The organism is Fervidicoccaceae archaeon (assembly GCA_038734945.1).
Taxonomy (GTDB): Archaea; Thermoproteota; Thermoprotei_A; order Sulfolobales; family Fervidicoccaceae; genus ARK-14.
This window is the reverse complement of sequence record JAVYOA010000001.1, coordinates 55535-81222: the sequence shown is the minus strand read 5'-3', so window position 1 is coordinate 81222 and position 25688 is coordinate 55535. Positions and strand designations below refer to the sequence as shown.

General features: G+C 44.4%; 29 protein-coding genes and 2 tRNA genes. 12 read left to right on the top strand and 19 right to left on the bottom strand.

Annotated features, from left to right (window positions below; genetic code table 11):
* Positions 1–4: 4 nt before the first annotated feature.
* From QXR92_00430 to QXR92_00420, 3 genes are all read right to left on the bottom strand, one after another.
* Positions 5–346 (bottom strand): hypothetical protein, encoded by a 342-nt coding sequence (locus QXR92_00430; GenBank protein ID MEM0318477.1) that lies wholly within the window; start codon positions 344–346, stop codon positions 5–7.
* An 81-nt stretch (positions 347–427) separates the two neighbouring features.
* Positions 428–2140 (bottom strand): glycine--tRNA ligase, encoded by a 1713-nt coding sequence (gene glyS / locus QXR92_00425; protein MEM0318476.1) that lies wholly within the window; start codon positions 2138–2140, stop codon positions 428–430.
* A gap of 49 nt (positions 2141–2189) precedes the next feature.
* Positions 2190–2564 (bottom strand): hypothetical protein, encoded by a 375-nt coding sequence (locus QXR92_00420; GenBank protein MEM0318475.1) that lies wholly within the window; start codon positions 2562–2564, stop codon positions 2190–2192.
* Between the two features lie 155 nt (positions 2565–2719).
* Between QXR92_00420 and QXR92_00415 the strand changes: the two genes are divergently transcribed.
* From QXR92_00415 to QXR92_00390, 6 genes are all read left to right on the top strand, one after another.
* Positions 2720–2971 carry a ubiquitin-like small modifier protein 1 gene (locus tag QXR92_00415; GenBank protein ID MEM0318474.1) on the top strand — a complete coding sequence of 84 codons (252 nt, stop codon included), beginning with the start codon at positions 2720–2722 and terminating at the stop codon, positions 2969–2971.
* A 152-nt stretch (positions 2972–3123) separates the two neighbouring features.
* Positions 3124–4071, top strand: coding sequence for a GTP 3',8-cyclase MoaA (gene moaA, locus QXR92_00410; GenBank protein MEM0318473.1), 948 nt, complete (start codon positions 3124–3126; stop codon positions 4069–4071).
* The gene (moaC, locus tag QXR92_00405; GenBank protein MEM0318472.1) at positions 4052–4495 is read left to right on the top strand and encodes a cyclic pyranopterin monophosphate synthase MoaC; all 444 of its coding nucleotides are present in this window, start codon (positions 4052–4054) and stop codon (positions 4493–4495) included. Before moaA ends, moaC begins: the two co-directional genes overlap by 20 nt.
* A complete protein-coding gene (locus QXR92_00400; protein MEM0318471.1) occupies positions 4492–4725 on the top strand; it encodes a MoaD/ThiS family protein in 234 nt (77 codons plus the stop codon). The genes moaC and QXR92_00400 overlap by 4 nt, the downstream gene beginning before the upstream one ends.
* Before the next feature lie 4 nt (positions 4726–4729).
* Positions 4730–5212, top strand: coding sequence for a molybdenum cofactor biosynthesis protein MoaE (locus QXR92_00395; protein ID MEM0318470.1), 483 nt, complete (start codon positions 4730–4732; stop codon positions 5210–5212).
* Positions 5187–5663, top strand: a complete 477-nt coding sequence (locus QXR92_00390) for a molybdopterin-binding protein (GenBank protein ID MEM0318469.1) — start codon at positions 5187–5189, stop codon at positions 5661–5663. The genes QXR92_00395 and QXR92_00390 overlap by 26 nt, the downstream gene beginning before the upstream one ends.
* A 13-nt stretch (positions 5664–5676) precedes the next feature.
* Here the strand turns inward: QXR92_00390 and QXR92_00385 are convergent, their stop codons facing one another.
* The 13 genes from QXR92_00385 to QXR92_00325 all read right to left on the bottom strand — a co-directional run bounded on the left by QXR92_00385 (position 5677) and on the right by QXR92_00325 (position 15392).
* Positions 5677–7647, bottom strand: coding sequence for a molybdopterin biosynthesis protein (locus QXR92_00385; GenBank protein MEM0318468.1), 1971 nt, complete (start codon positions 7645–7647; stop codon positions 5677–5679).
* 64 nt (positions 7648–7711) lie between these two features.
* Positions 7712–8905: a molybdopterin molybdotransferase MoeA gene (locus tag QXR92_00380; protein MEM0318467.1), complete on the bottom strand. Its 1194-nt coding sequence runs from the start codon at positions 8903–8905 to the stop codon at positions 7712–7714.
* A gap of 117 nt (positions 8906–9022) precedes the next feature.
* Positions 9023–9400 carry a hypothetical protein gene (locus QXR92_00375; protein ID MEM0318466.1) on the bottom strand — a complete coding sequence of 126 codons (378 nt, stop codon included), beginning with the start codon at positions 9398–9400 and terminating at the stop codon, positions 9023–9025.
* 376 nt (positions 9401–9776) lie between these two features.
* Positions 9777–10250 (bottom strand): hypothetical protein, encoded by a 474-nt coding sequence (locus tag QXR92_00370; protein ID MEM0318465.1) that lies wholly within the window; start codon positions 10248–10250, stop codon positions 9777–9779.
* Positions 10247–10873, bottom strand: coding sequence for a phosphoribosyltransferase (locus tag QXR92_00365; protein ID MEM0318464.1), 627 nt, complete (start codon positions 10871–10873; stop codon positions 10247–10249). Before QXR92_00365 ends, QXR92_00370 begins: the two co-directional genes overlap by 4 nt.
* An 11-nt stretch (positions 10874–10884) precedes the next feature.
* The gene (locus tag QXR92_00360; protein ID MEM0318463.1) at positions 10885–11139 is read right to left on the bottom strand and encodes a MoaD/ThiS family protein; all 255 of its coding nucleotides are present in this window, start codon (positions 11137–11139) and stop codon (positions 10885–10887) included.
* Between the two features lie 19 nt (positions 11140–11158).
* The gene (locus QXR92_00355) at positions 11159–11365 is read right to left on the bottom strand and encodes a 30S ribosomal protein S17e (protein ID MEM0318462.1); all 207 of its coding nucleotides are present in this window, start codon (positions 11363–11365) and stop codon (positions 11159–11161) included.
* A gap of 50 nt (positions 11366–11415) precedes the next feature.
* A complete protein-coding gene (locus QXR92_00350; GenBank protein ID MEM0318461.1) occupies positions 11416–12756 on the bottom strand; it encodes a DUF1743 domain-containing protein in 1341 nt (446 codons plus the stop codon).
* Complete coding sequence (locus tag QXR92_00345) at positions 12753–13004, bottom strand: Lrp/AsnC ligand binding domain-containing protein (protein MEM0318460.1); 252 nt, start codon at positions 13002–13004, stop codon at positions 12753–12755. The genes QXR92_00350 and QXR92_00345 overlap by 4 nt, the downstream gene beginning before the upstream one ends.
* Positions 13005–13086: 82 nt before the next feature.
* Positions 13087–14025 carry a hypothetical protein gene (locus QXR92_00340; protein MEM0318459.1) on the bottom strand — a complete coding sequence of 313 codons (939 nt, stop codon included), beginning with the start codon at positions 14023–14025 and terminating at the stop codon, positions 13087–13089.
* Positions 14009–14575 (bottom strand): DUF367 family protein, encoded by a 567-nt coding sequence (locus tag QXR92_00335; GenBank protein ID MEM0318458.1) that lies wholly within the window; start codon positions 14573–14575, stop codon positions 14009–14011. The genes QXR92_00340 and QXR92_00335 overlap by 17 nt, the downstream gene beginning before the upstream one ends.
* Before the next feature lie 37 nt (positions 14576–14612).
* The gene (locus tag QXR92_00330; protein MEM0318457.1) at positions 14613–15272 is read right to left on the bottom strand and encodes a SagB/ThcOx family dehydrogenase; all 660 of its coding nucleotides are present in this window, start codon (positions 15270–15272) and stop codon (positions 14613–14615) included.
* 47 nt (positions 15273–15319) lie between these two features.
* Positions 15320–15392: transfer RNA gene (locus QXR92_00325), tRNA-Ala, on the bottom strand.
* Positions 15393–15610: 218 nt separating this feature from the next.
* Between QXR92_00325 and QXR92_00320 the strand changes: the two genes are divergently transcribed.
* The 4 genes from QXR92_00320 (at position 15611) to QXR92_00305 (ending at position 20646) form a co-directional block, all read left to right on the top strand.
* Positions 15611–17032 (top strand): MFS transporter, encoded by a 1422-nt coding sequence (locus QXR92_00320; GenBank protein ID MEM0318456.1) that lies wholly within the window; start codon positions 15611–15613, stop codon positions 17030–17032.
* A gap of 132 nt (positions 17033–17164) precedes the next feature.
* A complete protein-coding gene (locus QXR92_00315; protein MEM0318455.1) occupies positions 17165–18448 on the top strand; it encodes an ABC transporter substrate-binding protein in 1284 nt (427 codons plus the stop codon).
* Between the two features lie 74 nt (positions 18449–18522).
* Positions 18523–19569 (top strand): branched-chain amino acid ABC transporter permease, encoded by a 1047-nt coding sequence (locus tag QXR92_00310; protein MEM0318454.1) that lies wholly within the window; start codon positions 18523–18525, stop codon positions 19567–19569.
* Positions 19570–19617: 48 nt separating this feature from the next.
* Entirely contained in the window at positions 19618–20646 is a 1029-nt protein-coding gene (locus QXR92_00305; GenBank protein MEM0318453.1) for a branched-chain amino acid ABC transporter permease, read from the top strand.
* 18 nt (positions 20647–20664) lie between these two features.
* Here the strand turns inward: QXR92_00305 and QXR92_00300 are convergent.
* The 3 genes from QXR92_00300 to QXR92_00290 all read right to left on the bottom strand — a co-directional run bounded on the left by QXR92_00300 (position 20665) and on the right by QXR92_00290 (position 23324).
* A tRNA-Met gene (locus QXR92_00300) sits at positions 20665–20771 on the bottom strand.
* A gap of 70 nt (positions 20772–20841) precedes the next feature.
* On the bottom strand, positions 20842–21474 hold the full coding sequence (locus tag QXR92_00295; protein ID MEM0318452.1) for a mechanosensitive ion channel: 633 nt from the start codon (positions 21472–21474) through the stop codon (positions 20842–20844).
* Positions 21475–21935: 461 nt separating this feature from the next.
* The gene (locus tag QXR92_00290) at positions 21936–23324 is read right to left on the bottom strand and encodes an MFS transporter (protein MEM0318451.1); all 1389 of its coding nucleotides are present in this window, start codon (positions 23322–23324) and stop codon (positions 21936–21938) included.
* A gap of 158 nt (positions 23325–23482) precedes the next feature.
* On the opposite strand from QXR92_00290, the gene QXR92_00285 reads away from it, so the two are divergent.
* Positions 23483–24364 (top strand): MBL fold metallo-hydrolase, encoded by an 882-nt coding sequence (locus tag QXR92_00285; protein MEM0318450.1) that lies wholly within the window; start codon positions 23483–23485, stop codon positions 24362–24364.
* 74 nt (positions 24365–24438) lie between these two features.
* Complete coding sequence (locus QXR92_00280) at positions 24439–25680, top strand: glycosyltransferase (protein MEM0318449.1); 1242 nt, start codon at positions 24439–24441, stop codon at positions 25678–25680.
* Positions 25681–25688 lie beyond the last annotated feature (8 nt).

Below are 25688 nucleotides of genomic sequence, written 5' to 3'. Positions count from 1 at the left end.
TCAATCATGCGGACCTGAGAGTGGCTATGCTATTGTCCGCAACACCGTTTTCCTTCATGAATTCCGTATTTGCATATACAATGTTCGGGGGAACCGAGTCATCAATAACTACTGAGAAAACAAATTTCTTTTTTCCTGCTATCACAATTTCTGCTTTCTCTCCTATTCCAAGCTCCTTTGCCAACGATGAATTTATGAGGATCTGTCCTGCCTTGGCAGAGCTGTATCTTACCCTTATTCTTTTCTCCCTCACAGTTTTGGGCTTTTCCTGCGAACTGGCAGGCGGTATAACGGCAAGGAGAGACTTCAGGTCCTTCTTCTCTGGTAGCTTTTCCTCCTCAGCCATGCTACTTACCTCATATCAACTGTCAGCTTCATGAAATATTAGAAAAAGTGAAAGAATATATAGTTAACCTAGCCTTTGAACTCAAAAGGAAATCTTCTTTCTAATAAGATCTATGACCTCCGATATCTTGATTCTCTCCTGCTTCCAGCTATCTCTATCTCTAACTGTTACAGTACCATCTTGTGTGCTCTGAAAGTCCACGGTTATGGCAAAGGGAACTCCAATTTCATCAGCTCTTGCATATCTTCTTCCAATGCTCCCAGAATTATCGTACACTGCTGTTATGCCTGTTTGCTTGATCCTCTCATATAAATCCATGGCAATTTTCTCCAGCGCTTCGTCATTAACGAGGGGGAAGACCGCTACTTTGATGGGAGAGAGCCTTGCAGGTATGGAGAGAATGATCCTATCCTCCTTCTCTTTCAGCCCATACTCCATTACGACATATAGCAACCTTTCCACACCGAAGGATGGCTCAACGACATGGGGAATGATCCTCCTGCCAGCCTCTTTTTCCTCTATTTCCTCAATGGATATAGCTTCTGCACTGATCCTCTCTCCATTTATTTCAATCCAACCTCTCTCCTCCAGAAGCTTCTCGATAGCAGAAGGATCCATGGAGAGAATTGCTCTCTCTATTTCAACGGCTCTCTCTCTGAATAGTCTTCCTAGTATAGCTCTATTCACCTTTACAACTTTCTTCCTTTTTATTGCAGGAGATTTGAACTGCCTGAAAACAGAGAGGTCCTGCTTGCTGTAAATAGAATGTCTCGATAAATCATAATCCCCCCTATATGCATGTCCAGAGACCTCAATCCACCCCCATCTCTCTGTCTTTACAAGCTGATCGAATGTTTGCCTTGAATAGTGGGCTCTCTCCTCTGGAAGCTTCTCCTCGAAATATATGTTCTCCTCTGGAATTCCTAGAGCCTTCAGAAAGTCCAGAGAGACAACCATCCAGTAGCCGAGCCAGGGAGTCTTTATTGTTCCGCTTTCCAGTGCTTCCCTGAGAGTCATTGTTCTAGGCTCCTCTCTTCCAGAAATCCTATCGTTAGCGGTGAGAATCCTCAGACTTCTTCCGAGCAGCGGCTCAATATATCCCTCATGGCCAGGATTATCGGGATCGAAGAAGAACTCGAGCTCCATTATAGTGAACTCTCTGAGCCTAAGCATGCCCTGCCTTGGAGATATCTCATTCCTCCCCACTCTGCCTACCTGTGCTATCCCAATCGGTAGCTTCTCCCTCATTACATTGTACACACGCTTAAAGTTGAGAAACATTCCCTGGGCAAGCTCAGGCCTCACATATCCAATGCTCCCCTCATAGGGTCCCACTTGGGTCTTGAAGAGGAGATTGAAGGCCTTCACCTCGCTTAGCTCTCCACCACAAACTGGACATTTTATTCCTCTTTCCTTTATAATTGCAGTTAGCTCCTCATTTGGCTTGCCTTCCACCTTAACTCCAGCAGCTTCCTCTATTAACTGATCTGCCCTGAACTTCCTCCCACAGCTTAGACAGGTAACTATTGGGTCTGTGAAGCTCTCTAGATGTCCTGAGGCTGCATATACGATTTCTGGTCCGATTATCGGAGTCTCTAATTCAGCCATTATCTCCTGGTGCCTTCTTATGAAGTGGTACTTCCACTCATTGATTATGTTCTCCTTCAGCATGATGCCATATGGTCCTAGGTCATACATTCCACTGAGACCGCCATATATTTCATAGGACTGCCAAAAGAACCCCCTCCTCTTTCCAACCTCGAAGACTCTATCAGCTGCACTTCCTGTCTCCATGCTGGATCACTTTTCCTTTTGCTTTAAAGTAGAGAGAAAATAACCTTTCCTATCTCGTTAAGAAGGCTTTAAGAGCTTTTATCATTCTATGCGCTTCCTTTACAAAGTGCTTGGGCCCCAGGGACAAAGCGCACTCCTCAGGCAGTTCGACTGCCAGAGCTAGAAATCCCTCACTATCCTTCATAACCTTTATCCCATACAATGCAAAATTGTGCTCCAGGACAGACCCCTCAATCTCTTCAGCTGAATAGTCTGTGAGAAGAGAGAATCTGAGATAGCCCTCTACATCCCGCTCCAGCACCATGACAGCTTCTCCTTCTTCAAACCTGCACTTAATGAGGAGGGCATTATCTTTGATGCCCGTGAAACACCCTTCCGATCTGAAGGCAGATTCCACTGCATGCAGGAATTGCCTAAAGCCCATTTTCAGCACGAACTCCACTTTTATTGTTTGGTATATCTTTCTCTATCTGACTTCTTAAAGGGTGTGGTTTTCCATGATATAGAGAAGAAAAATATAATGGAGAAATAGCAATTATCTTAATAGAGAACAATTCCCAAAATTCAAAGGGAGAACTCATGGTTCACGTGAAGGTTTTTGCGACGCTCATAGACATTGTGGGATCTAGGACCATCGAGATCAATGGTCCAAGAACAGTGAGGGAACTAATAGATGCCCTTGATTCCAAATATCCCGGCTTCAAAAAGGAGCTGGAGAGAGGCTTCCTCATTTTAGTCAATGGCAGCAACATAACCGAGAAGCAAGGGCTGAACACAGAAATAGAGGAAGATGATACTGTGAGCATATTTCCTCCTGTTGGTGGAGGATAACTGCGATAAAACTGCACTTCCAAACAGCTCTATCGTCATAACCTGTACATATTCAATTTATACAGAAAGTTTTTCTTATATGAGAAACAATTTTTAGAGAGAAAGGAGGAAGATAAAGTTCAATTCAAATCAGTACATGGTGATCCTTGCACTTGGAATGCTATCTCAGAGATAGATTTGGCCGATGTGTTGATAGTTACAGGCTGGTCGTTACAACAAGGTGCAATTATGCATGTATCTTCTGCCACAGGGAAGGCATAACAGGAGCAGGAAGAAACGAGCTCTTGACTCCTCAGGACTATGGCTTTCTCACAAAGGTCTCAATTGGTTTGGGCATTAAAAGCTACAAAATAACAGGGGGAGAGCCCCTCATACGGGATGACATAGCAGAAATAGTTAAAGAGATAAGCAGTGAAGGCGGAGACGTTACGATGACCTCGAATGGATCCCTCCTCAGCGTGAAAGCAAAGGATCTGGCAGACGGAGGGCTCAAGAGAATAAATGTTAGTGTTCACTCTCTAAGAAAGGAGACATATGCTTATTTGACAGGAGGATCGAGGAGCCTTGACATAGTCCTGCGTGGAATCAGGTTGGCTATTGATTACGGAATTAAGGTGAAACTGAACTTCATACTCATGAGATCAAACAGAGAGGAGCTGCCTCAACTGATTAACTTTGCTGCTGGCATTGGAGCCGATATGAACATAATAGAATTAATACCACTTGGAACCCCCCTTCCCGTCTATAATAGAGAGCACGAGAAATTTGACGGCCTGGAGAGAATTCTTGTTGAGCTTGGAGGAACTTCGAAGCTGAAGAAATTTCAGAATCGTCCAAGCTACGTTCTTCCGAACGGGACAGAGGTAACTCTCATAAGAGGGTATGGGAACCCGAATCTCTGTGAAGGGTGCACCAGGCTCAGAATAACTCCTGAAGGGAGAATAAAGACCTGCCTCTTTGTTGAGGAACCATACATAGATTTTTTGAGGCCTATTAAGGAAAGAGATTCTCGTGGAGTTATAGAAGCTATTCACAGGGCGGTGGAGCTCAGAAAGCCCTACTTCACAAAAGGTGGTAAAAATGGGAATCAAGATGGTTGATATAAGTGGAAAGAGCGAAGTACAAAGGGAAGCAGTAGCCTCTGGAAAGATCAAACTGAAAAGGGAAACAATTCAGCTCATAAAGGAGGGAAAAGTAGAGAAAGGAGATGTTCTCTCTGCCTCTACACTTGCAGCCGTTCTAGCAGTCAAGAAAACTCCGGAACTTCTTCCTCTAACTCATAACATCCCAATAACAGGAGTGGATGTGAAGTTCAACTTCGAGGAAGACGGAATCAGGGTCCATGTCACGGTTAGGGCACAGGCCAAAACTGGCGTTGAAATGGAAGCTCTCGCTGGGGTCTCAGCAGCCCTCCTCAATATCTGGGATATGGTTAAGAAATATGAAAAGGACGAGGAAGGTCAATATCCCACCACAGCTATAGAGGAGATAAAAGTTGTTAGAAAGGTGAAGGAGAAAGCATGAAAGTCATCATAAGTGGTATATCAATTTACTCAGAGATAATAGGGAAGAAGAAAGAGGTCGATGTCAACGAAGGGGTAACTGTAGGGGAGCTTATTTCACTCCTCCTCCCTAAGGATGCCCCATCTATCTATGGACTCGCTGCTTTTGTTAACGGCTCACCCTCCTCAATGGACCGCAGGCTGAAAGAGGGGGATCTTTTGGAAATTGCCCCGAATTTCTCTGGAGGGTGATCGAATGATAATAGCAAAGATAGCAGAGAAAGAAGAGGATATGAACGTCGAAGCAATATTGAAAGAAATGAGGAGCACACGGGATTTCCCCGACATTGGAGGAATAGCTGTTTTCCTGGGTGTTGTTAAGGGAGAAGTGGAAGATGGAGGAAAAGTGAATCAGCTCGAATATGATTGCATTAGAGCAGCAGCTGAGGATGCTCTGAGGAAAATTGCTGAAGAGCAGAAAGAAAAATGGAACTTGAGAAGCATAGTGCTTATTCATAGGATAGGAATTCTAAATCCAGGAGAGCCCACACTCTTTGTAGCTGTTGCCGGGAGAAGCAGGAAGGAACTCTTTCCAGCTCTCGAGGAAACAGTTGAGAGGATAAAGAGAGAGGTCCCAATATTCAAGCTTGAAAAAAGGGATGATGGAGAGTACTGGATAATTGGGGAAAAAAGGGTTAGGAGGCTGCTCGGAGATGATAGAGATAATCGTGGTGAGTGATAGAGTAGCTTCGGGAGAGGCGAAGGATGAGAGCGGCCTGCTGGCAAAGAACATTCTGGAATCATCAGGCTATACAGTGAGCACCATCAAGTACATAAGCAATAGCTTCAGGGAAATTCTGAGAGCAACGAGAGAAGCAAGGGATAAAGTTCTCATATATATAGGAGGGACAGGTCCGAGCCCAAGAGATATAACAGTAGATGTGCTGGAGAGCTTAGCATGGAGGAAGCTTCCTGGCTTCGGAGAGTTTTTCAGAATGAGATCCCTGGAATCAGCGGGATATAGTGCTTTGATCTCCAGAAGCGAGCTCTTCATACTGCCTGACGGCAAGATTGCTGTAGTTCTGCCTGGTTCAAGCAATGCAGTGGAAACAGGTCTCGATATTCTGAAGAGGATCCTTGATCATTTACTGGAAGAAGTAGAAAGGTTCGAGGGGCCTCATAAAAAATGATGAACTTAGATGCCTAACAACACACCACAGTTCCAGCACTACCATCTACAATATACCCAATGTATTTTTCAGCTATTTTACCAATAGACCCATCTTTCAAGCCATCCACGAATCTAGAAACTGCTTCTTTGTTCAGGCTCTTTCTGAGTATGGCAAAATCGTATTGCTCCTCAGCTACAGCTCTGTAGTTCAGTCCATAGAGTGCAGCTGCATGCTCTATGCATATGCCTACATCAGCCCTCCCTTGGGATATGGCAGCAGCAACCGCGTTGTGATTCGGTGCCTCATGCTCATATCCCTTTAGCTTCTTCTTCACCTCCTCCAGGGTCGCATTTCTCTTTGCAGCAATTTGCTTCAAAGTAAGATCTATGAAGGTCCTCGTACCGGAACCTATGTTCCTGTTCACAAATCTCAGGCCTTTCTCCATCGCGTCCTCTAGACTCTCCACCTCGTTCTCGCCTCTGAAGGCAAGCACCAACCTCCTTTTGTAACCTCTTATCAAGAAAGCCATTTTGGAAAGCAAATCATCGCTTTTTATGAACGGAGCATTGTACGTGTTGCTTTTTTCATCCAGGAGGTGGATGGGTGCAATATCTATGACTCCCCTTTTCAGCAGGTTCAGTCCCCTGAACGAGCCAGTGAAAGCTGCCCCTATTCTTTCATTCAAACTCAAAGCTCTCAGATAATCCTGGAGGAGGAGGTCATGGCTCCCTACTAGGAGCGCTTCTCTCCATGGAGGAAATTCCTGCCTTATTGGAATTACCTTGACAAGTTCTCCATCCTCTATGATTTCACTTTCTTCAGGGAGGATAGCTATTGCATCAGTTCTCATGAGGCTCGAGACGCTTCCAGACTGAGAGGGGATGGGAACTGCATGGATGATCCCTTCCAAGTTGTTGAGCATAACTGGAACAATCCAGGTTCTCCCGAGTCCTTTTCTCAGTCTTCCGGTAAAGGCTGCCGTCAGGGGAGCTTGCCTTGATGAGGAGCCCATTATTTCCATTAGGATGGGCTTAACCAGCAAAATCAGATTTGTCAAAGCCGAAAGAGGAAAGCCAGGAAGCCCTATCATCAGCTTTCTTCCACTTACTGCTATTACCGTGGGTTTGCCCGGCTTCATTCTGAGGCCATGCACTACGATTTTTCCAATATCTTGAAATACCCTATATACAACGTCCTCCTCTCCAGCCGAGGTCCCGCCGCTTGTTATCACTATATCACTTTTCCTGATCAGTTCCTCCAACCTCTCCTTCATTCTCTCATAGCTGTCCTCCACAACTCCTGCAAAATTAGCTCCTATGCCTAGGGATGCTAGAAAAGATAATATCATCCTACCGTTTGATTCATATATTTTCCCTACAGGAAGATTATCGCCTGGGCTTACTATTTCGTTCCCTGTTGACAGAACCGAGATTTTCGGTATCTTGTAAACCTCGATTTCCTTTATTCCTAGAGAGCTCAAAACGGCTATCTTCTCTGGAGTAAGCATTGTTCCCCTCGGCACTATGAGCTCTCCTCTAGCTATGTCGGAGCCAGCAAAAGCTATGTTCTCTCCAGGGGATACAGACTTCCTTACTTCTATTGTGCTGTTTCCAACTTTAACTGTGTGTTCCTCCATGACAACTCCAGTTGCCCCTCTTGGGATAACTGCACCAGTATCAATTCCAATAGCTTCTCCAAGACCAACCTCTCCAACAGGGGATTCTCCTATTTTCTGATATCCCTTGATCTTCAATCTGATTGGGTGGAGCTCATCAGCACCTTCTACAGATCTTATGCTGACAGCATATCCATCAACTTCGCTTCTATCAAAGGGAGGATAGTCAATAGGAGAATAAATATCTGTGGCAATTACTCTGTGGAGAGATTCCTCTATGTTTACTTTTTCTGTTCCCAGTGGAGAGAGAACACCCTCTCTCCTGAGGGCCTCCAGTGCTTCCCCTGGTGACATTAGCACATGGAATAACTTCCTTTCTGTGCTCAAGCCAAAGCACCAAATCCTACTTTTTGAATGGCATAAATATAGCTATTGTATAGAAAAATTTTTATTAAGCAAGTTCGATTCTGACAATTTCTCCTTCCTCAAATCCCTCAACATTTGCCGGCACTCTTAAGAAGCCTCCTGACTTGAGCAGAGAGCTCAGTATCCCAGACCCCCTCAAAAGGATGGGTTCTGCGCATAGCTCGTTTCCACAGCTGTTTAGCTTCACTCTTATGAAGCTCTCTAGTCCACCCTCTCCCGCAACTCTGCTCTTCAGCCTAGCAAAAACAAATTTCAACCTATCATCCTTAATACCAATCTTCTCCTCTATGAATGGCAAAATTATGAATCTTGCCCCAACAAATGCTGCTACGGGATACCCTGAGAGGAGAAATACGGGCTTCCCCTCCAGCTCTCCATAGCTTGTTGGCCTCCCTGGGCGCATTGCGATTCCCCTCACGAGCAGCTTTCCCCCTGCCCTAAGGAGAGCATTTATTGATAGATCCCTAGAGCCAGGCCCCGTCCCGCCTGTTGTTATTATGACATCGCTCTCTTTTGCAGCCCTCATCAAAAAAGAAGCTATCATTTCAATATCATCTTTCACAATGCCATATCTCTTTACATCGAAGAACCCCTGCTCAGAAAAATATGAAGCAATCAACCTCGAAGTTGAGTCAAATATGAACCCCTCTCCTCCAGGCTCTGTCACTTCAGAGCCGGTGGCTATTATTCCCACTCTGATTTTTCTATAAGCAATTATCCCCCTCATACCAACTGTCGAAATAGAAGCTAAATGCCATGGCCTTATAACGGTCCCCCTCTCTATTACGATTTTTCCCTTCTCGAAGTCCTCCCCTTTTCTTGAGACATTATCATACTTTGCTGCGCTCCTCATAACTAGAAGAGTGCCTCCTTCTCTCTCTGTGTCCTCGAGCATCACAACAGCATCTGCTCCTTCTGGAAGGGGGTCTCCCGTTGAAATTGGAACCGTCTCTCCACATGAGATGCTTCCCTTATCTGAACTTGCAACTACAAGAGGAATTGGATTGTTTGGAGAAGCAGATGAAACGCTTTCACTGCAGACGGCAAAACCGTCAACAGCACTTCTATCTGTCGGAGGAATATCAATAGGCGATCTCAATTCTTCTGCAGAAATTCTTCCGAGGAGTGAATCTAGGCCAACAAACTCCTTTTCCAGCTCGATGTTTAATAGTTTTTTAGCATTGATAATTGCAGTATCAACTGAAGCATATCTAAGCACTTCTGTTCCCCAGGGAAAGAGAGAGCCATGAGTTAGAATAAATATTTTTCCTCACGATCTGTTTGAGAATAGGAATGCTGCTTTTTATAAACATAAGTATGACGAAATGATGCAGCTTTATTTGTGCAACCATCCTATTATCAATCCAATAACAAATCCTGCCAATACTGGACCTACTAGGAGAACTCCCAAGAACTTGGCGAAATCAATGAAGTACTGCAAGTATTCCTTGCTTCCAGTTAACCTCTCCATTAGGTTTCCAGAGCTTGATATGCTCCAAACATTGAGAATGACACCAGCAATTAGCACAAGGATAAAAGCTATGATATACTTGAAGGCCTTCGCTAGTATATACCCCAAAAGTATTCCTAATAGTAACTGTATCCCTATTGAAATGAGCAGCTTTGGATTGGAGGATAGGAACTCTATTGAGGAGAAGTTTCCAACAGTTGTAACTGTTTGAAAGACTGCATGTATAGGGAGCATGCCTTCCACACATCTATAATCAAAAACTCATTAAATAAGCCTTTGCCTTCCTGAAAAAGAGAGCTTATTTTTCAAAAATCGCTTGATAATTTTTCGGAAGCGTCACTGCAGTCTTTTTCCCTACCACTCTTCCTCTTCCCACTCTTCCTCCTCTTCCTCTTCCCACCACTCCTCTTCCTCTTCTTCCCCTTCCTCTTCTTCCTCCCACCACTCTTCCTCTTCTTCGAACATTGTTTTACACCTCTGCTCATTAGAGTGAGTTGACCTTCACTTAGACTCTCTTAATTTCTTATAAAAAGGTTTTCGAATCACAAATAAAAACCGTTTGCACAGAAAAATCAATTTTCCTCAAAATTCTAGAAACATTGGAGAGAGGTATAAATATTCAGGTAGGCCACCTTCCCAGAGAAGTCAGAGCAATTGCGGATAGAACCCCCTCCTCTCCCAGCCATTCTATTTGTGGCACAATCTCAAAAATTTTCCTCAAAGCATCCTCACTGCAATAGCATGGAGGAAAGGCCCCCTGCAGTGGAGCTCTGGTAACATAGACATAACAAGGCTCTCCCCTGGCACTATTAATTATATTTTCTAGATCCCTCACCTGTCTGGTTAGAGTGAGCCTTCTGAGGATCTCGAGCCTCGTGTTTCTGAGAGACTCTCCCTGCTCAATGGCCCTCAGAGCCTCCTCCGCTGCTTTTGCTGCATGGAAACAGGTAAAAATGAGCGAGGAAGGAATTTCGGCCTCAAGAACAATGCTATCTGGCGCTATATTGAGCTTCTGCGATGTCAGTGTGAAGTAGAACTCTCTCTTCAGGTTTGGATAAATTGGCACGTTTATGCAGAGATCTCTGTCACTCACGGTGACCTCTTCTCCCTTAATAGAAGCTCTAAAATTCTTCTAATTTCATCCTGTTGCAGTTTGAGCTTTTGAGCCAGATCCCTCGAGACTTTTTCGCTATCTATTGAAGTTCTGCTAATTATCCTGTACTCAGCTTCCACTAGGGTCTGGAGAGTTTCGCGCTTCTCCCACGGAAAAACTATCCATTTATCTGTCTGAGCAAAGTAGAAGTCCGGAACGATAACGCTCCATGGTTTAGTATATAGAGAAACACTCTTGATTTGCTTTGGTCCATATAGGCTCACAGCTCCAAGCGCTACCTGTAGGCTCTTTCCTGTATCAGCGACATCATCAACTATGAGAACGTTTTTGTCCTTCACATCACAAACGAGCGGTTGTGTTATAACAGGTCTCTCACTTCTCTCCTCAATTCCTCTGTAGAATTTTATCTCCAGCGCTCCCACTTCTTTTACATCAAGGAGATCGCTGAGGATTCTTGCTGGAATCCAACCTCCTCTGAGTATCCCCACAATTACTTGTGGGGTAAAACCAGAAGAACTAATTTTTTCCGCTATTACCATAGATGCTTCTTCTATATCTTTCCAGCTGAGGGTAAGGAATCTATCTCCAGCATTTTCCTCCATTGACAAGAAGCTCATCCTCCGTGGCTTATTGGTATTATAGTTATAGTATCTTCTTCCTTGATTTCTGGATCATCACCGTAGACAAATGAATCCACCCCATTCAGTAGGAAAATATACTTTCCACTGGGCTTCCCATCAATATCGAGAACATCTTGAACAGCAGGTGAAAGCTTTCTGAGTATTTCGCTTAGCCTGTTTCCATTTAGCTCCAGAAACTCCTTTCCAAGAATTTCCTTGAGCTGCCCAACGAGAACAATCTTAGTCAATTTAAGCACCCGGCATTGCTCATACCGAGGTGCTCTTTCTCTTGTTTATTTTAACAAGCCTCGTCAGATAACCAGCAATTCTGTTCTGCACTCTCTTGCTCGGTATATCAACGAGCTTTCTCACAATTTGCTTGTTGCTCTCAAAGCTCTCAGTGAACAGAGTAGGGTACATCGAGAGCAGCTTTCTCGCGGTTCTCTTCACCATAGCAGTTCTTACTTTGCCCATTTAAGCTCCCTCTATGATGTTTTAGGTTTGAGATCAATAGGTTTATATCTCTAACGGAAAGCTTGATAGCTGCAATGAATCTCCTTTCCTTCCTTGCCCATTGTTATTCTAGGAAGTGCAATGTGCTCCAGCTCCGACGGCTTCACCAGGTGCCTAATTCTTCCTTCCAAAGGAGAAACGGATCCTATTTGCAAATCTCTTTTCACAACGATCTTCTCCTTAGCCAAAACCCCTCTTGCTCTGTAGCCGCATTTGGGGCATCTATAGCCCTTCTCCCTTCCAGCGCTCTCCATTCTTGCCCCACAAACCGGACACCTAGGGTTTCTCTCCAATATTATATTTGAAACATCCTTTATCCATAGCTTCTCCGCCTCAAATATCAGCCCATCGCTTCCTCTTTTCTCCACAGCTCCTCCCAGAACTGCTATTCTGTCCCCCCTTCTCAATTTGGCAGCAGCAACATTCATAGGATAGGTTTCGCTGTAGAAAATTACTGGAATACTCATCCCTCTCTCATCATCGAGATATACAATAACATGCCCCCCCATTTTGATATCGGGCTTCTCCGAGATTACTCCCTCAATAACGCCCATTCTATAGACCCTCAGATCCTCTATTTTTCTTGGGATGGCATGGGGATCCGTATGCTGATTGCTCTTGAAGAGACACCATGCTGAAGGTCTCTCCATGAATGGAACAAGTTCTTTTAAAGCCTCCATTAGTTCTCCTTCGTTGTAGCCCCTTATGCCGATCAAAACAGGATCTGGACCTCTGGGAATTGCTACAACCTTTCCTCTCTTTCTGCTGACATTGTTGAAGAGTGAGGGAAAAGAGAGGAGGATCTCCTTAGCCTTTTTTTCATCGATTGTTCTATTATCCTCCTCTGCTTCCCCTCTGTAAACGAGAAGCTCATAAGTGAACTCACTTTCGGATAGAGCATAGCCCACGGACGCCAGAGCTCCAACCAAGCTGTTTCTTCCTATGCTTATTCCTCCAACATCCTCAAGCAGCTCCTCAGCAACTTTCCTTGGAACCAAATCGGAAACACTCCTATGATAGAACCTAACCAAATCCACAAATCTATTCCATTTATCCAGATCTATTATCACAGATGTTCCCTTTTTCTCGAATTCATAAGCTTCAGCAACCTCTTCTATTGATCTCTCAATGAATTGCTCATCGATTTCCCCCTCAATTGAAAAAGAAACTGCAGCATTTCCTCTTGTCTTGAAAGGGACATTTGGATTCAACCTAACTAAAAAAGGCCCACCTAGTAGCTTGAATTCCCTTCCACTTTTCCTTAGAATGTTAAGCAAAAAAACTGTGAAGTGAGTGGTACATCCTGAGAAATTTGAGTCGTAGCCGTCCAGCCCAACGGCCAGCCTCTTCACTTTTTCTTTAGCTCCTTCCCTTCAACAATTATCATTGTGAGGGTTGACCTCACTTTTGGTAGCTTTCTTATCTGTGATGCTACCACCTCCTTAAGTTTATCCATTGTATCTGCTTCAACTTTCACTATTACATCGTAAACGCCATATACTACATACGCTTCTGTTACTTCCTTTACCTTTGATATCTCGTTGAATACTTCTTCTTCGCTCCCTATTTCAGCATTTATTAGTACAATGGCTGAGGGCATTTAGTTTTCCACCAATATAATGGTTTGAAACAAATCATATATAAAAATGCCGATTATAACATATGATGCGGAAGCTAGATGATTAGACAACAACTGAAACGGAAGCCCCCCTGTTTCTTGCCTTTGTGAATAGAATCTGGGCATCCACCCCTTCTTTTCTGAGATAATCACGCAGGTTCTCCTCAACTCTGCTCTTGCTCTCCTCGAGTATGAAGCCATAGGCTAGAGGACCCCAACTGCTTTGCCCCACTCCCTTAGCACCAGAGAAGCGAAGAGCTTCTACAGATGCCATGGTTTGATTGCTTGAGTATTTCCCTCCCTGATACTCCTCAAAGTAATCTCCCATCATTCTTTGAATAGTCTCAACTCCATTCGAGAAAGTTAGAAGATCCTTGTTCAGAATTCCATTCGTTAGCTGCATTAGACCTCTTAGCAACAAGACCTGATCGAAGTGTGGTGGCGCTGGAGAAAGCATGAAGCTCTCCTCCTCTTCACTAACCTTTCTGCCAGAGCTCGGAATCACCAAAACTACAACCCAATCTCTTGGAAAAGAAAGCCTCTGGAGAAGAGGAGGAAGATCGGATTCGCTTGACGGAGGAAGAAGCACACCAGTATTTCTCCTTCCACCATCAACTATCAGTCCTCCATATCTGAAGGCATGTATTCCTATTCCTGAGACCGCTCCTCTTCCAGTAATAAGGGCGAGATCCTTATAGGATAGCTTTCTCCTGCAGAGCGTTCTCAATGCCATTGCTGCGCTCATAGATATCTGTGTAGTACTTCCAAGTCCGACATGCTTTGGAGGAGATGATGCTATCCTGACATTAACAGAGGATCCTATCTCGCATATGGATTCTGAAATAGCTCTCCATTCTTCCGATGGATCCCCCTCACTGGAAGCAGAAACCACTACTTTTGGAGCTTCTAGATAGAGCCCAACGCTTCCATATATCCTTGATTCATTTACTATGTTGTAAAAGCCAAGGTGAATTCTACTGCCACCTTCAACTAGAACCTTCACCTCTCATATCACCTCCAAGAAACTTTTCAGTTTCCTCCTCCTCTGCCCTCAGCAAATCATGCAAATTCAAGGAATTTCTGTACCTCTCTAGCAATCTTCCATTGAGAGAAAAGAAATTTTGTCCCCATTTGAACTTTGACATCAGCTCTTTCGCTCTCTCCTCACATCCCAGAATGAATAAAGCAGCGGCAAGTGCCTCGACGCTGCTGAGCTTGTAGGCCTTAGCATAGTTTATTGGGTTCGATGCTATGAGGAAAGGCAGCCGCCTCCTAGTACCCTTCCCCGTCCTCAGAGGCATCCTCCTCTCCCTCTCCAAGACATTCCAAGATCTGTCAACAACTATTATGCTTCTCGCATAGGATAGATCTTCTCTGGAGATTGGAATTGAAGAAAAAGGATCCAGAAATATTCCCCTGATCTTTGATGCCCTCTCCAGACCTATTCTCCTTGCAAGTCCCAACCTATACAGCTTCACTCCGGTGCTGGCAGATGGAGAGTCCTCAGAAAATCGCAGAACAAAGAGCTCTATCTCATTGCACTCAACTGACAAGAAATCTCCCCCCACCTATTCTCCAGCTTCTAATCATCTATCTCTGCATCAACATTTCATCAGCCTCCAAAGTTCTCCTTTCATTCAATCTAGGCCTTCCAATGGGAAATATATACAGAGGCAGCTCCTTAATGCCCGTTATCCTCATAACCTCCTCATCATCAAAAGCGCCAACAGCCACAGTTCCCAGGTTGAGAGCTGTGGCCATTAAATAGATATTCTCACCAACATGCCCAGCTTCCATGTGAACATATCTGTAGCCGCGTTCCCCATAATATCTAGTCGTTTTCGAATAATCTGCAAATATGGCAATTGAAATCGGGGCTTCATATATGAACCTTTGGCCAAGAGCTGCTCTAGCGAGCTCCTTCCTGCGATCCCCCTCAATAATCATTTCCAGTGAATGATCCTTCCATTCATACCTATAGACTCCAGCGTCAATCCTCTGACCTCCAACAATAGAGTTCGGTCCGACGAAGCAGAGGATCAGCAATGGATATGTTGCCCCGGCGCTTGGAGCAGTTCTCCTATTTTCTTCTTTCCCTACACGACCCCCAGCAGCCCAGAGCAGGAGAGAAAGCTCATCTAGAGTAAGCGGATCATCCAGGAAAGACCTAACACTTCTTCTAAGAAGAAGAGCCTCCTCAACACTCATTGCTGTTAATTTTCTTGGAAGAGGAAGCCTTATCTTGGTCAAGGCGCATCACATCCAAGCCATGATATTGCTCATAGCAGAAAAAATAGTGGACCGGCCGGGACTTGAACCCGGGACCTCTGCCGTGCGAGGGCAGCGCTCTTCCAGCTGAGCTACCGGCCCTCATATATAAGCTCTTTAATCAAGGTTAAAAAGCTGTTCTGACCCCTATGATGAGTGTATTCCTAGATAAAGGGTCTTCAAGCTTTGGGGAAGAGTCCTTTTCAAGAATGCAGCTATCAATTAGTTATTAATAGAAAATAGATGCAGAACGAATATTAGGTCTAAGACTTCATTCAAATTCGCACTATTATCTTGATGAATGGAAGGCGAAGCTCATAATGGAGAGAGCAACAAGCAGAGAGCTAGCCCTTCTCGTGGTTTTTCTAGGAGTTATGATGTCTGCCATAGATAGCACCATAGTTATCCTTGCAATTCCAACCATCGTAGATGAGCTTCATACAAACCTTGAAATGGCAGGCTGGCTCATAATGATATACATAATTGTTATTTCCTCTCTAAGTGCCCAGCTTGGAAGGCTAGGAGACAATGTAGGTAGGTCCAAGGTATACAACTTGGGCTTTCTAATTTTCACAGTTGGCTCAGCCCTATGTGGTGCATCTCCCAACATGAACTTCCTTCTGGCATTCAGGTCTATTCAGGCTATTGGAGGAGCCATGATGCAATCTACTTCTGGAGCAGTAATAGCAGATCACTATCCTCCTAATCTCAGAGGAAGAGCATTTGGATACACATCCATAGGATGGAACATAGGATCCACTCTTGGAATAGTCCTCGGAGGCTTCATTACAACAGCGCTCGGATGGCGATATATATTTTACATAAATGTTCCTCTGGGCATAATTGCCCTTTTTCTGGGAACACGGTATCTAAAGGCTGGAGAGAGGATAAGGAGAAAATTTGACATTCCTGGAACAATAACAATGATACTTTCCCTCATTCTCATATCCCTTGGAAGCTCTGAAATAGCTGGAGTTGGAGTCACGATGCAGAGCGCAGTTCTCATTCTGCTCGGCATCATCATCTTCGCGCTAATGATATTCATTATTGAACCTAGGCAGGAAATGCCCATCATAGATACTAAGGCATTTAGAAACAGGCTTCTAACTGCCGCAATTCTTGCTTCATTCTTTCAGAGCATGGGCTACATCTCCATATCGTTCATATTAACTATGTACCTCCAGGGCATAAGAGGGCTAACACCCTTTCAGACATCTCTCCTTCTCGTTCCAGGCTATCTCGTTGCCAGCGCAATAGCACCGTTTTCAGGCAGGCTCTCCGATAGAATAGGATCGAGGATTCCGGCAACACTTGGTATAGGAATGATGATGATCAGCATTCTCTTCTATCTGACAGCACTTTCCCCTTCTACCCCCTTCTCCACAATTGTTCTGGCATCAATCATAGGAGGAGTGGGATCGGCTCTCTTCTATCCAGCAAACAACAGTGCAATAATGGCAAATGCATCAAAAGGGTATTACGGAGGTGCCAGTGGAATACAGAGAACTCTTGCTAACGTTGGAATGCTGCTTAGCTACGTTCTAGCAATAAGTGTTTCTTCCCTCTCCATTCCCAGGCAGCTCGCCTTCCAAATCTTCATGGGAACTAGCAGCATCATAGGCGGACTTGCTACCGGATTCATGATGGGAATGAAGGCCGCATTCGGCGTCTCAATGGCTGTTCTAGCAGCATCCATGATTCTCTCTGCTCTCAGAGGTAAGGAGATGAGGGGAAGCGAATAACAATTTTTAATGATAATTGATTTATTAAAATAATGAAACAAAGCAGATCTGTAGGTTCCCACTAGAATAAAAGGGAATTAATTTATATTTGAAAGAAATTTCCATTTTACTATCATTCTGTGGTGTATAGCTATGAATGCAAAAGTTCAGATTGCAGTCATCGCCATCGTTTTTCTAGTTATCGGAATTGCTGTAGGATTTGGGCTGAAGACCCAAACAACATCCACAACTCCTAGCACAAATACAACTGCACAGCAGAGCACATCGGCGAAAACCTTAACCACAATAGCTCTGGGAGGCCTCTTCCCCCTCAGCGGAGATCTTCAGACCTTTGGACAGCAGAACAGTCTGGCTCTTCAGCTGGCTGCCTCAGACATAAATGCATTCCTCAACTCCTCCGGGCTTCCATACCAAGTGAAGGTCTTCATTGAGGATACACAGACTAATCCAAACGTGGCGCTTCAAAAGCTGCAGAGCCTCTATGCACAAGGAGTGAAATTCATAGTTGGTCCAATGGCAAGCTCTGAAGTTAAGAACATCATGGGCTTCGCTAATTCGAACCATATAATAATATTCAGCCCTTCTAGTACATCTCCAGCTCTAGCTATTCCTAACGACTTCATTTTCAGGCTAGTTGTCGATGATAGAATGCAGGGGGAGGCTCTGGCACAATTGGCAAAGTACTACGGTCTCAAACATGTTGTTATTGTTTGGAGAGGAGATGACTGGGGAGACAACCTGGCTAATTCCACAATTGCTAACATGGCATTGCTCGGAATCGATGCGATCACTGGACCTCGATATTCCGTGCAGGCAAGCGACTACACTTCTGAAGTGAACCAGCTTGCTAATACTGTGAGCTCTCTGATAGGAAAATACGGGGAATCAAGCGTTGGAGTTGTCCTCATATCCTTTGAGGAAGGAGTCCAATTCATCGATCAGGCAAGTCAGTACCAATCACTCTCCAGCGTAAGATGGATAGGAACAGATGGAATAGCTAAATCTGGCAAGCTAATTAGCGATCCAGTTGCAGCTTCCTTCGCAGTAAAGACGAACTTCACTGCCACTATAGCTGGAACACTGCCCAATCCAAAGTACGAGAACCTCACAGCGAGGTTTATCCAGAGTCTGGGAACAGAGCCCATTTCATATGCCTACAACACATACGATATAGCATGGATCCTGACCTTATCTATAATAACAGCAGGAGACTATTCTCCGGACAAAGTTATCAAGATCCTCCCAACAATAGCTTCTAACTACTATGGAGTAACAGGCTGGACTCAGCTCAATGCCAATGGAGATAGGGCATATGCTAATTACTTTATATATGCAGTGGACAGCCAGCAGGGCCAGTATGTATGGAGCTACAAAGGAATGTACGACACAGCTACAAAATCATTCACATTCAGCTAATTTTTTTAATAGTGAGAAAGGAATATAATCCACTTATAATTGAAATCCTTTAAAATCCAAAGAAGGGTTAGCCCGTGCTGCCTCCTCAGCTTGTAAATGCTATAATATACTGCTCCATTCTATCCCTTCTCAGCTTAGGGCTCTCCCTCACATATTCGATAACAAAGGTTCCAAACTTTGCTCAGGCCAGCTTCGCCATCCTCGGTGCATATACCACATGGACCTTAGTCAGCTTGAGCAGAATAGGAGCCGTGAAAAATGCCCTCCTCTCTGGAGCCAATCCCCTGGAGATAAACGCCTCCGTCTACAACTACTCGATCCCCCTATCTGTATATCTGGAATTCATTCTAGTTTCATTCATTATTGTAGGGCTGGTTGCAGTTGCTCAATACCTAGCAGTGCTGAGACCCCTCAAGAGAAGAGGAGGATCTCCAACTGTGCTAATGATAGCTACAATAGCAACTGACATGTTCATTTTTTCCGTTCTCAATATCTACGTTGATGCTGCTAGTTCCAGCTTTCTCTCAGCAATTTCAACTTTGTCCAACCAAGCTGGATACAAAGTTCCGCTGAGCATAGATGCGAGGGACTTCACCTATTATAGTTATGACCTAATGGGAAAAGCTGGCGTGCAGAGAGCTCTCTTTATAGCACCAATTCTATTAGCAGCAATACTCTCATCCCTCGAACTCCTTCTCAAAAAGACCAAATTTGGAATAGCTCTGAGAGCAGTCGTCGAGAATCCAAATCTCTCGGGTGTCATAGGCATCAATGTGGAGCTCGCTAGCGTTGCTGCATGGTTCATATCAGGAGGAGTTTCTGGAATAGCAGGCTCTCTCATACCACTGAAATTCTACACAAACACATCAACTGGAATGACGCTTATAATAAGCATATTCGCTTCAAGCATATTGGGAGGCATTGGTTCGCTGTACGGCTCAGTGCTTGGTGCGATCATTATTGGGCTAAGCGAAACAGTCCTTCTTGGCTACATAACAGCGCTCACCGGAATAAGCAGTGCCTACAGGCCAATAATTCCCCTCCTCATAATGACAGCAACCCTCATGCTCTTCCCAAAGGGATTGGCAGGAATAGGCCCATTCAAGATAAAGAGGAGGTGAGGAGAACTGTCATCAGAGATTATTCAGCTTTCCCTGGCAGTCATTTCAATGGCCTCAATATATCTCATTGTCGTAATTAGCCTCAACCTTGAAGCTGGATTCACAGGGATTCCAAATTTTGGGAAAATGCTTGCGGTAATTTCTGGCGCTCTATTTACTGCTTGGTTCTCTCCAAGGATAGGAGTATTTCTCTACAATGCTCTTCAAGGCAACAATCCCATTTCAGTGAGCAACTACGTGACTCAGAACAACATTATAGTATCCACAGTCAATCCATGGCTATCCTCCAATGCTTGGGCAGCAGCTCTTCTATTCATCTCAACAGTAGCTCTCTCCAGCTTGGTAGGAGGGATTATAGGTCTTTTGAGCGTTATCCCATCAGTCAGGCTCAGAGAGGACTACCTGGGTATCACTCTCCTGGCGATGGCTGAAACCATCAGGGTTGTTGGCTACAATTATGAGCCAATAGCTGGAGGAACCTCTGGAGTTCAAGTGCCAGATCCCTTCTATTCCCTTGGTGGAAATAGATACTTGTACTACACGGCTCTGCTCTCCGCCATTGCTATCATCGTGTTTCTCATATACTGGAAAATGCTTACAACTCCCTTTGGAAGAGCTCTCAAAGCCATAAGAGAAAATGAAGATGCTGCAGGTGCCCTGGGTAAAGACATAGCTGCAAAAAGAGCTACAGTAATTTTCATAGGCTCTGCCACAGCAGCTCTTGCTGGAAGCCTATATGCTTACTACACCCTAGGTGTCATAGCAACTGCATTCGACAGATTTTCCTGGACATTTTGGCCTTGGGTAATGATGATGTTGGGAGGAATGGGCACAAACTTGGGGCCAGTTGTTGGAACATTTGTCTTCGTTACAGCAAGAACACTGATCTACACATATAAGCAGCAGCTGGCATCTTTCCTAGCATTCAATGTAGCTTGGCTTGACTATCTTCTTCTCAGTATTTCAATCATAGCTATATTGTTAATTAATCCAAATGGAATATTTAAGGAGAAGCCCCTCATTTTTGGCTCAATCAAGAGCTCAGAAGCAGAGAAAAAAAGAACACAGAGTGGATGAGTGTGCTTTAAGGAAGAGTGCCGCGGCCGGGATTCGAACCCGGGACCTCCGGATATCTCAGGAGCGACCTATTGCTTCATACTCCGTATGAGTCCGGCGCTCCAACCAGGCTGAGCTACCGCGGCGCACACTTCTAAAAGGGTATTGGATTAAACCTTAAAAAAATTAATCACTGAAGCATATTTTTCGAGTTCCTTATCCTTCTTTTCTAGCATTTATAACTATCTTTTGTCCTATCAGAGCATTGTTTGGTATGAGTACAACATTGCCATCCTTTCTCCTAGCAATTGTGAAAAGGGTAGCTACTTCAGTAACTTCAACTCCACTTTCTCCAGCAGCATCGATAAGATCGCCTATCTTGAATGGTCTCGAAATTAGCACAAAGATTCCAGCGACAGCCTGTCCCAGAACTTGCTGTGTGGCATATCCGACTATCATTCCAATGAACCCACCTAGGGCCACGCCAGAAGCTCCTCCTGCAGCACTTCCAGCAACCCCAGCTATTAAGGCAGCAATTCCAAGGATCCTCACAAGACTTCTGACCGCTCCTGCTGCTGAAACCCCGTATTTTGGTTTCAGCATAGCATAGAAAGCATTTGCCGTTGAAACTATGATTAGCCATCCAAGGATGAGGATCAATATAGCATTTACATATGGATAATAGTCCTTGAGGATACTTAAGCTTTTTAGGCTTGGATAGCTTTCTCCGATCTGAGGTATAAAGACATTGAAGAAGTAATTAACTATCCCGAGAAAAATTGCAACAATAACTATGTATAAAATCAGCTTTCCCAGAGCCCTTCCTACGCTATCAGCTTTCTCTGCCATGACTATCACCGAAGAAAAATTTAAATATATTATATATAAATTTTTCAAATTAGCAGAATTATCAAAGGTTCTGAACTAAATATCGATAACCTTTTCTTCAGCTCATAGTTTCAGTGATCGTGTAAATTTCCTTCGGGGGTTCGGGTTTCATGTTAGTTGATGCAGTCTGATGTAACTCTTGGCTTCACAGACCTCGGAGCACCTTTTATCGGTACTCACATTATCGGTTTCCGCCCATTCAGGGTAACCCCAACCCATAGCTCCCCTTCATCCAGCTCCGGCTCACAGCTGCAGGAAAAACCCAACATACTGGTGTACTTGAGGTAGATGTGAGAGATGCCAGCTTCTGCCTATCTAGCTTGAAACCGCATTTTATGCATTTGAATGCCCTGCTCACTCGTCTCTTCACTACATACCCACATCGTGGGCAGGTTCGAGAAGTGTTGTGAGGGGAAGATCTCTCAAATCTCATGAGATACAACTTCGAGAGGGAGACCTGCTGGCTCCTTCAGACCAAGAGAAATTATGGCTCCGATAACTGAAACAATGGAAAGGATCACCAGAACTCCTCTCACTCCAATACTTTCAAGGGCAAACGGCATGAGATAAGTTCCAATTACAGCTCCTGCCTTTCCGGAGGCAGATGCAATGCCGTGAGCAGTGGATCTGAACTTGGTTGGGAAAAGCTCTGATGGGAGAACGAATGTAGTCTCGTTTGGACCGAAATTTATGAAGAAAAACGATAGACTGTAGATCAGAAACGCTAATTCTCTCGGAAATAAGAATCCTATTATCCTGCTCCCTTCAGCAACTATAGAAGCCGCTACTAGGATATATATCACTGACATCGCCAAGAATCCCTGCAGTTGTATCCTCTTCCTACCCATTTTATCCATTAGAAAAGCTGCAAGGAAGTATCCAAAGCCTCCAATGAAATAGGGTATCCCCGCTGCTAGAATTCTTCCTTGAAATGAGTGCAGCATGACGATCTGAGAAACTATGAAACCAGAATATATTCCAGTTCCATAGAATGCTATATCCATGAGAAACCATGAAAGTGAAGTTATAATCAATGGCTTTCGATATTCTCTGAGAAACTCATTGAAGCTAAATGCCGAACCTCTTCCCCTAACACCTTCAATCTGCTTGCTGACCTTCTCTCCCAAAACAATTCTCAGGGCCTCTGATGCTTCTTTCTCGTTACCTGCTACAAAGAGAGAGAATCTCGGAGTTTCCCTAATTTTCCTTCTCAGAAAAACAACACAGCTCGGAGGAATTGCTCCAATTCCAAGCAGAGCTCTCCACGCAATCTCAGCAGGCAATTTCGATGCAAGAAAATAAGCAGCAAGAACAGCAGAAATAGCGCCCAACCCCTGCATGGAAAAGACAAGTCCAACAAGCTTTCCCCTGTCCCTCGCATTGGAATATTCGCTCATAATTGTGGCACTCACTGGATAGTCTCCTCCTATTCCTATTCCGAGAATGATCCTGGAAATCAGCAGGGAAGAGAAATTCCATGAAAGAGCACTCATGATTGCTCCAGCTATCAATATAGCTAGTTCTGTTCCATAGACCTTCTTTCTCCCATAGACATCAGCTATTTTTCCAAATAGCAGCTGTCCTAGAATAGCTGATGCTAGGGAAGAGGCACCTATGAGACCCACTTCATTTCCAGCAAGGTGAAATGATGTAGAGGCATCGCTTGAGAGAATTAAAAGCACAACGCCTATTACAAACAGGTCGTATGCATCTGTGAAGAACCCAAATCCTGAGACTATCAATAGCTTTAAATGTCCACGAGTGAGCCCAGTTCTGTTCAGCTCATCGAATGGATTTCTCAATTTTGTCACTAATCTACAAATTTAGTGGAAAGTTTATATATCTTTCTATAAATTGTTCTAAATTATATATATTAACATATATTTTTCAAATAATAAATAACTAGATAAAGAAGCAAAGCAACGGATTAATAGGAAACCCCCTACATATTAAAAATAGGGAGTTGACAATGATGAAGGATAAATTTGTAGATAGAATAAGAATAAGAGTCCTGGCGGACAATCAGGTAGGATTCAGAGGGAAACTTCTCGCTCAGCACGGCGCTTCATATTTTCTGGAGGCATCTTGGGGGGAGGAGAAGAGAAGGATTCTTGTGGATACTGGATGGAACGGGGAGGCCCTTTTGTTCAACATGAAAATGCTCGAGATAGATCCAAAGAGCATTGATGCAATTGTTATAACACATGGACACTGGGATCATACAGGAGGGCTTCTGAAGGTGCTCGAAAAAGCTGAAGGAAAGCAAATACCCATCGTAATGCATCCCCTTGCCCTCAAGACATCCTTCATCAGTGAGCCGTTCATCCGTCCTGTTGGAATTTTGTCATTTTCAGAAATAGGCGAGTTGAAGAGATTGGGAGGCTATCCCATTCTATCCAGAGATCCTGTAGAGATAGCCCCAGGCATTCTGACAACTGGAGAAATCGAGAGAAGGAATGATTTTGAGAAAGTAGAGGAGCCCTATATGTTTGTTGGAAAGGATGGAGTGCTGGAGCGCGACATCATATCCGATGACATAGCTCTTGTCATAAAGTTCAGAAGTGGCATTGGAATAGTTACCGGGTGCGGGCATTCAGGCATAATAAACATCCTGGAAAAAGCAAGAGCTCTAACCGGTGAGACGAAAATAAAGTTCATCATAGGAGGCCTTCATCTAGCAGAGGCATCGGATGAGAGGATAATCAGAACAGTAAGCCATCTCTCTAAGCTTGATATCGATGCCATTTGCGCAGGTCACTGTACTGGATTGAGAGCCAGCTGTGAGCTCTTGAGGAGCTTTGGGACAAAGTTCAAGCAGATCCACGTTGGAATGAGCATGGAGTTCTCATAGAAGAAAAAGGGAAATTCTGCTTAGTAAAAAAACGTTTTTAGCAGTTATTCAATAATTCTCTGTAGTTGATTGAGATGGCTAAAGCTGTAGTTCTTCATCACTACTGGAACGAGCCAGGAGGAGGAGAGCTTGTATGCTCATCCACGGCAATCGCTCTGAAAGCTATGGGATTTGATCCCGTCCTCGCCTCACCCATGAAAATAGATGTTAGCAAGTATCCCCAATGGTACGGCATTTCCCTGGAAGACTTTGAAACATATAGCTATCCAATAGACTTGAAGGCATTTGGAATTTACTTAAGGCTCTTCGTAGGCAATGTGGGGAAAAGAGCAGCTGAGAAATTCAATGCAGAGATAGTATTTTCCGATGAGGCTACGTCACGAAGAGCATTGAAAGAGCTCAGAGAGAGGGGAATAGAGACCATAGAGTACATTCATTTTCCTCTTGAGGCAGCCGTTAACGAGGATTACAGAAAGAAGGGGTATTTCTATGGAAACGATCCGTACATTCTCGAAAGGTACGGTAGGTTTCCGATGAATCTGTACTGGTGGGTATACAAGAAGATTCTTCCGCAGTTCACAGGTATAAATCCATTTGATGCTTCAAATCTCGTTCTAACAAACTCTTCTTGGACTGGAAACATTGTGAGGGAGGTGTATGGGGAGAAGCCCACTGTATTGAACCCCCCAATCCCGCCATCGATGGAGATAGTTGAGAGGCCAAGGGACTTTGAGGAGAGGGAGAAGAGCGTGGTCATGATTGGGAGGTACAGCGAGGAGAAGAGGTATCACTGGGTCATAGAGGAGGTATTGCCGAGGCTCCTCAGGGAGGATCCTGAGATAAGGCTATACATAATTGGGTCCTCCTCCACCCCCCATTCCAGAGCATATGTGAGTAGGCTGATGAAGCTAGCTGGGAGCATGGGGATCAAGATCTCTGAAAAGGAAGAATGCAGTGAGAGCATATGCCTCTTGCTCAATGCTCCAAGCGAGCTCAAGCTTAAAATCATGGACAGATCCAGGGTATTCATGCATGCAACAGTAAACGAGCACTGGGGAATTGCTGTTGCAGAGGCAATGGCCAGGGGAATTCCAGCAGTGATTCACAGATCTGGAGGTGCATGGAGCGATCTGGCTGAGGATGGGAGAAATGCCCTTGGATATGTGGATGGGGATGAGGCAGCAGATGCTGTTCTCAGGCTCATGAACAATGAGGGGGAGTGGAGAAGGCTTTCAAGGGCATCTGTGGAGAGGGTAAAGGAGCTCAATCTAAAAGAATATGCGAGGAAGCTGGGAGAGCTGTTGAAGAAGATCTGATTTTCTAA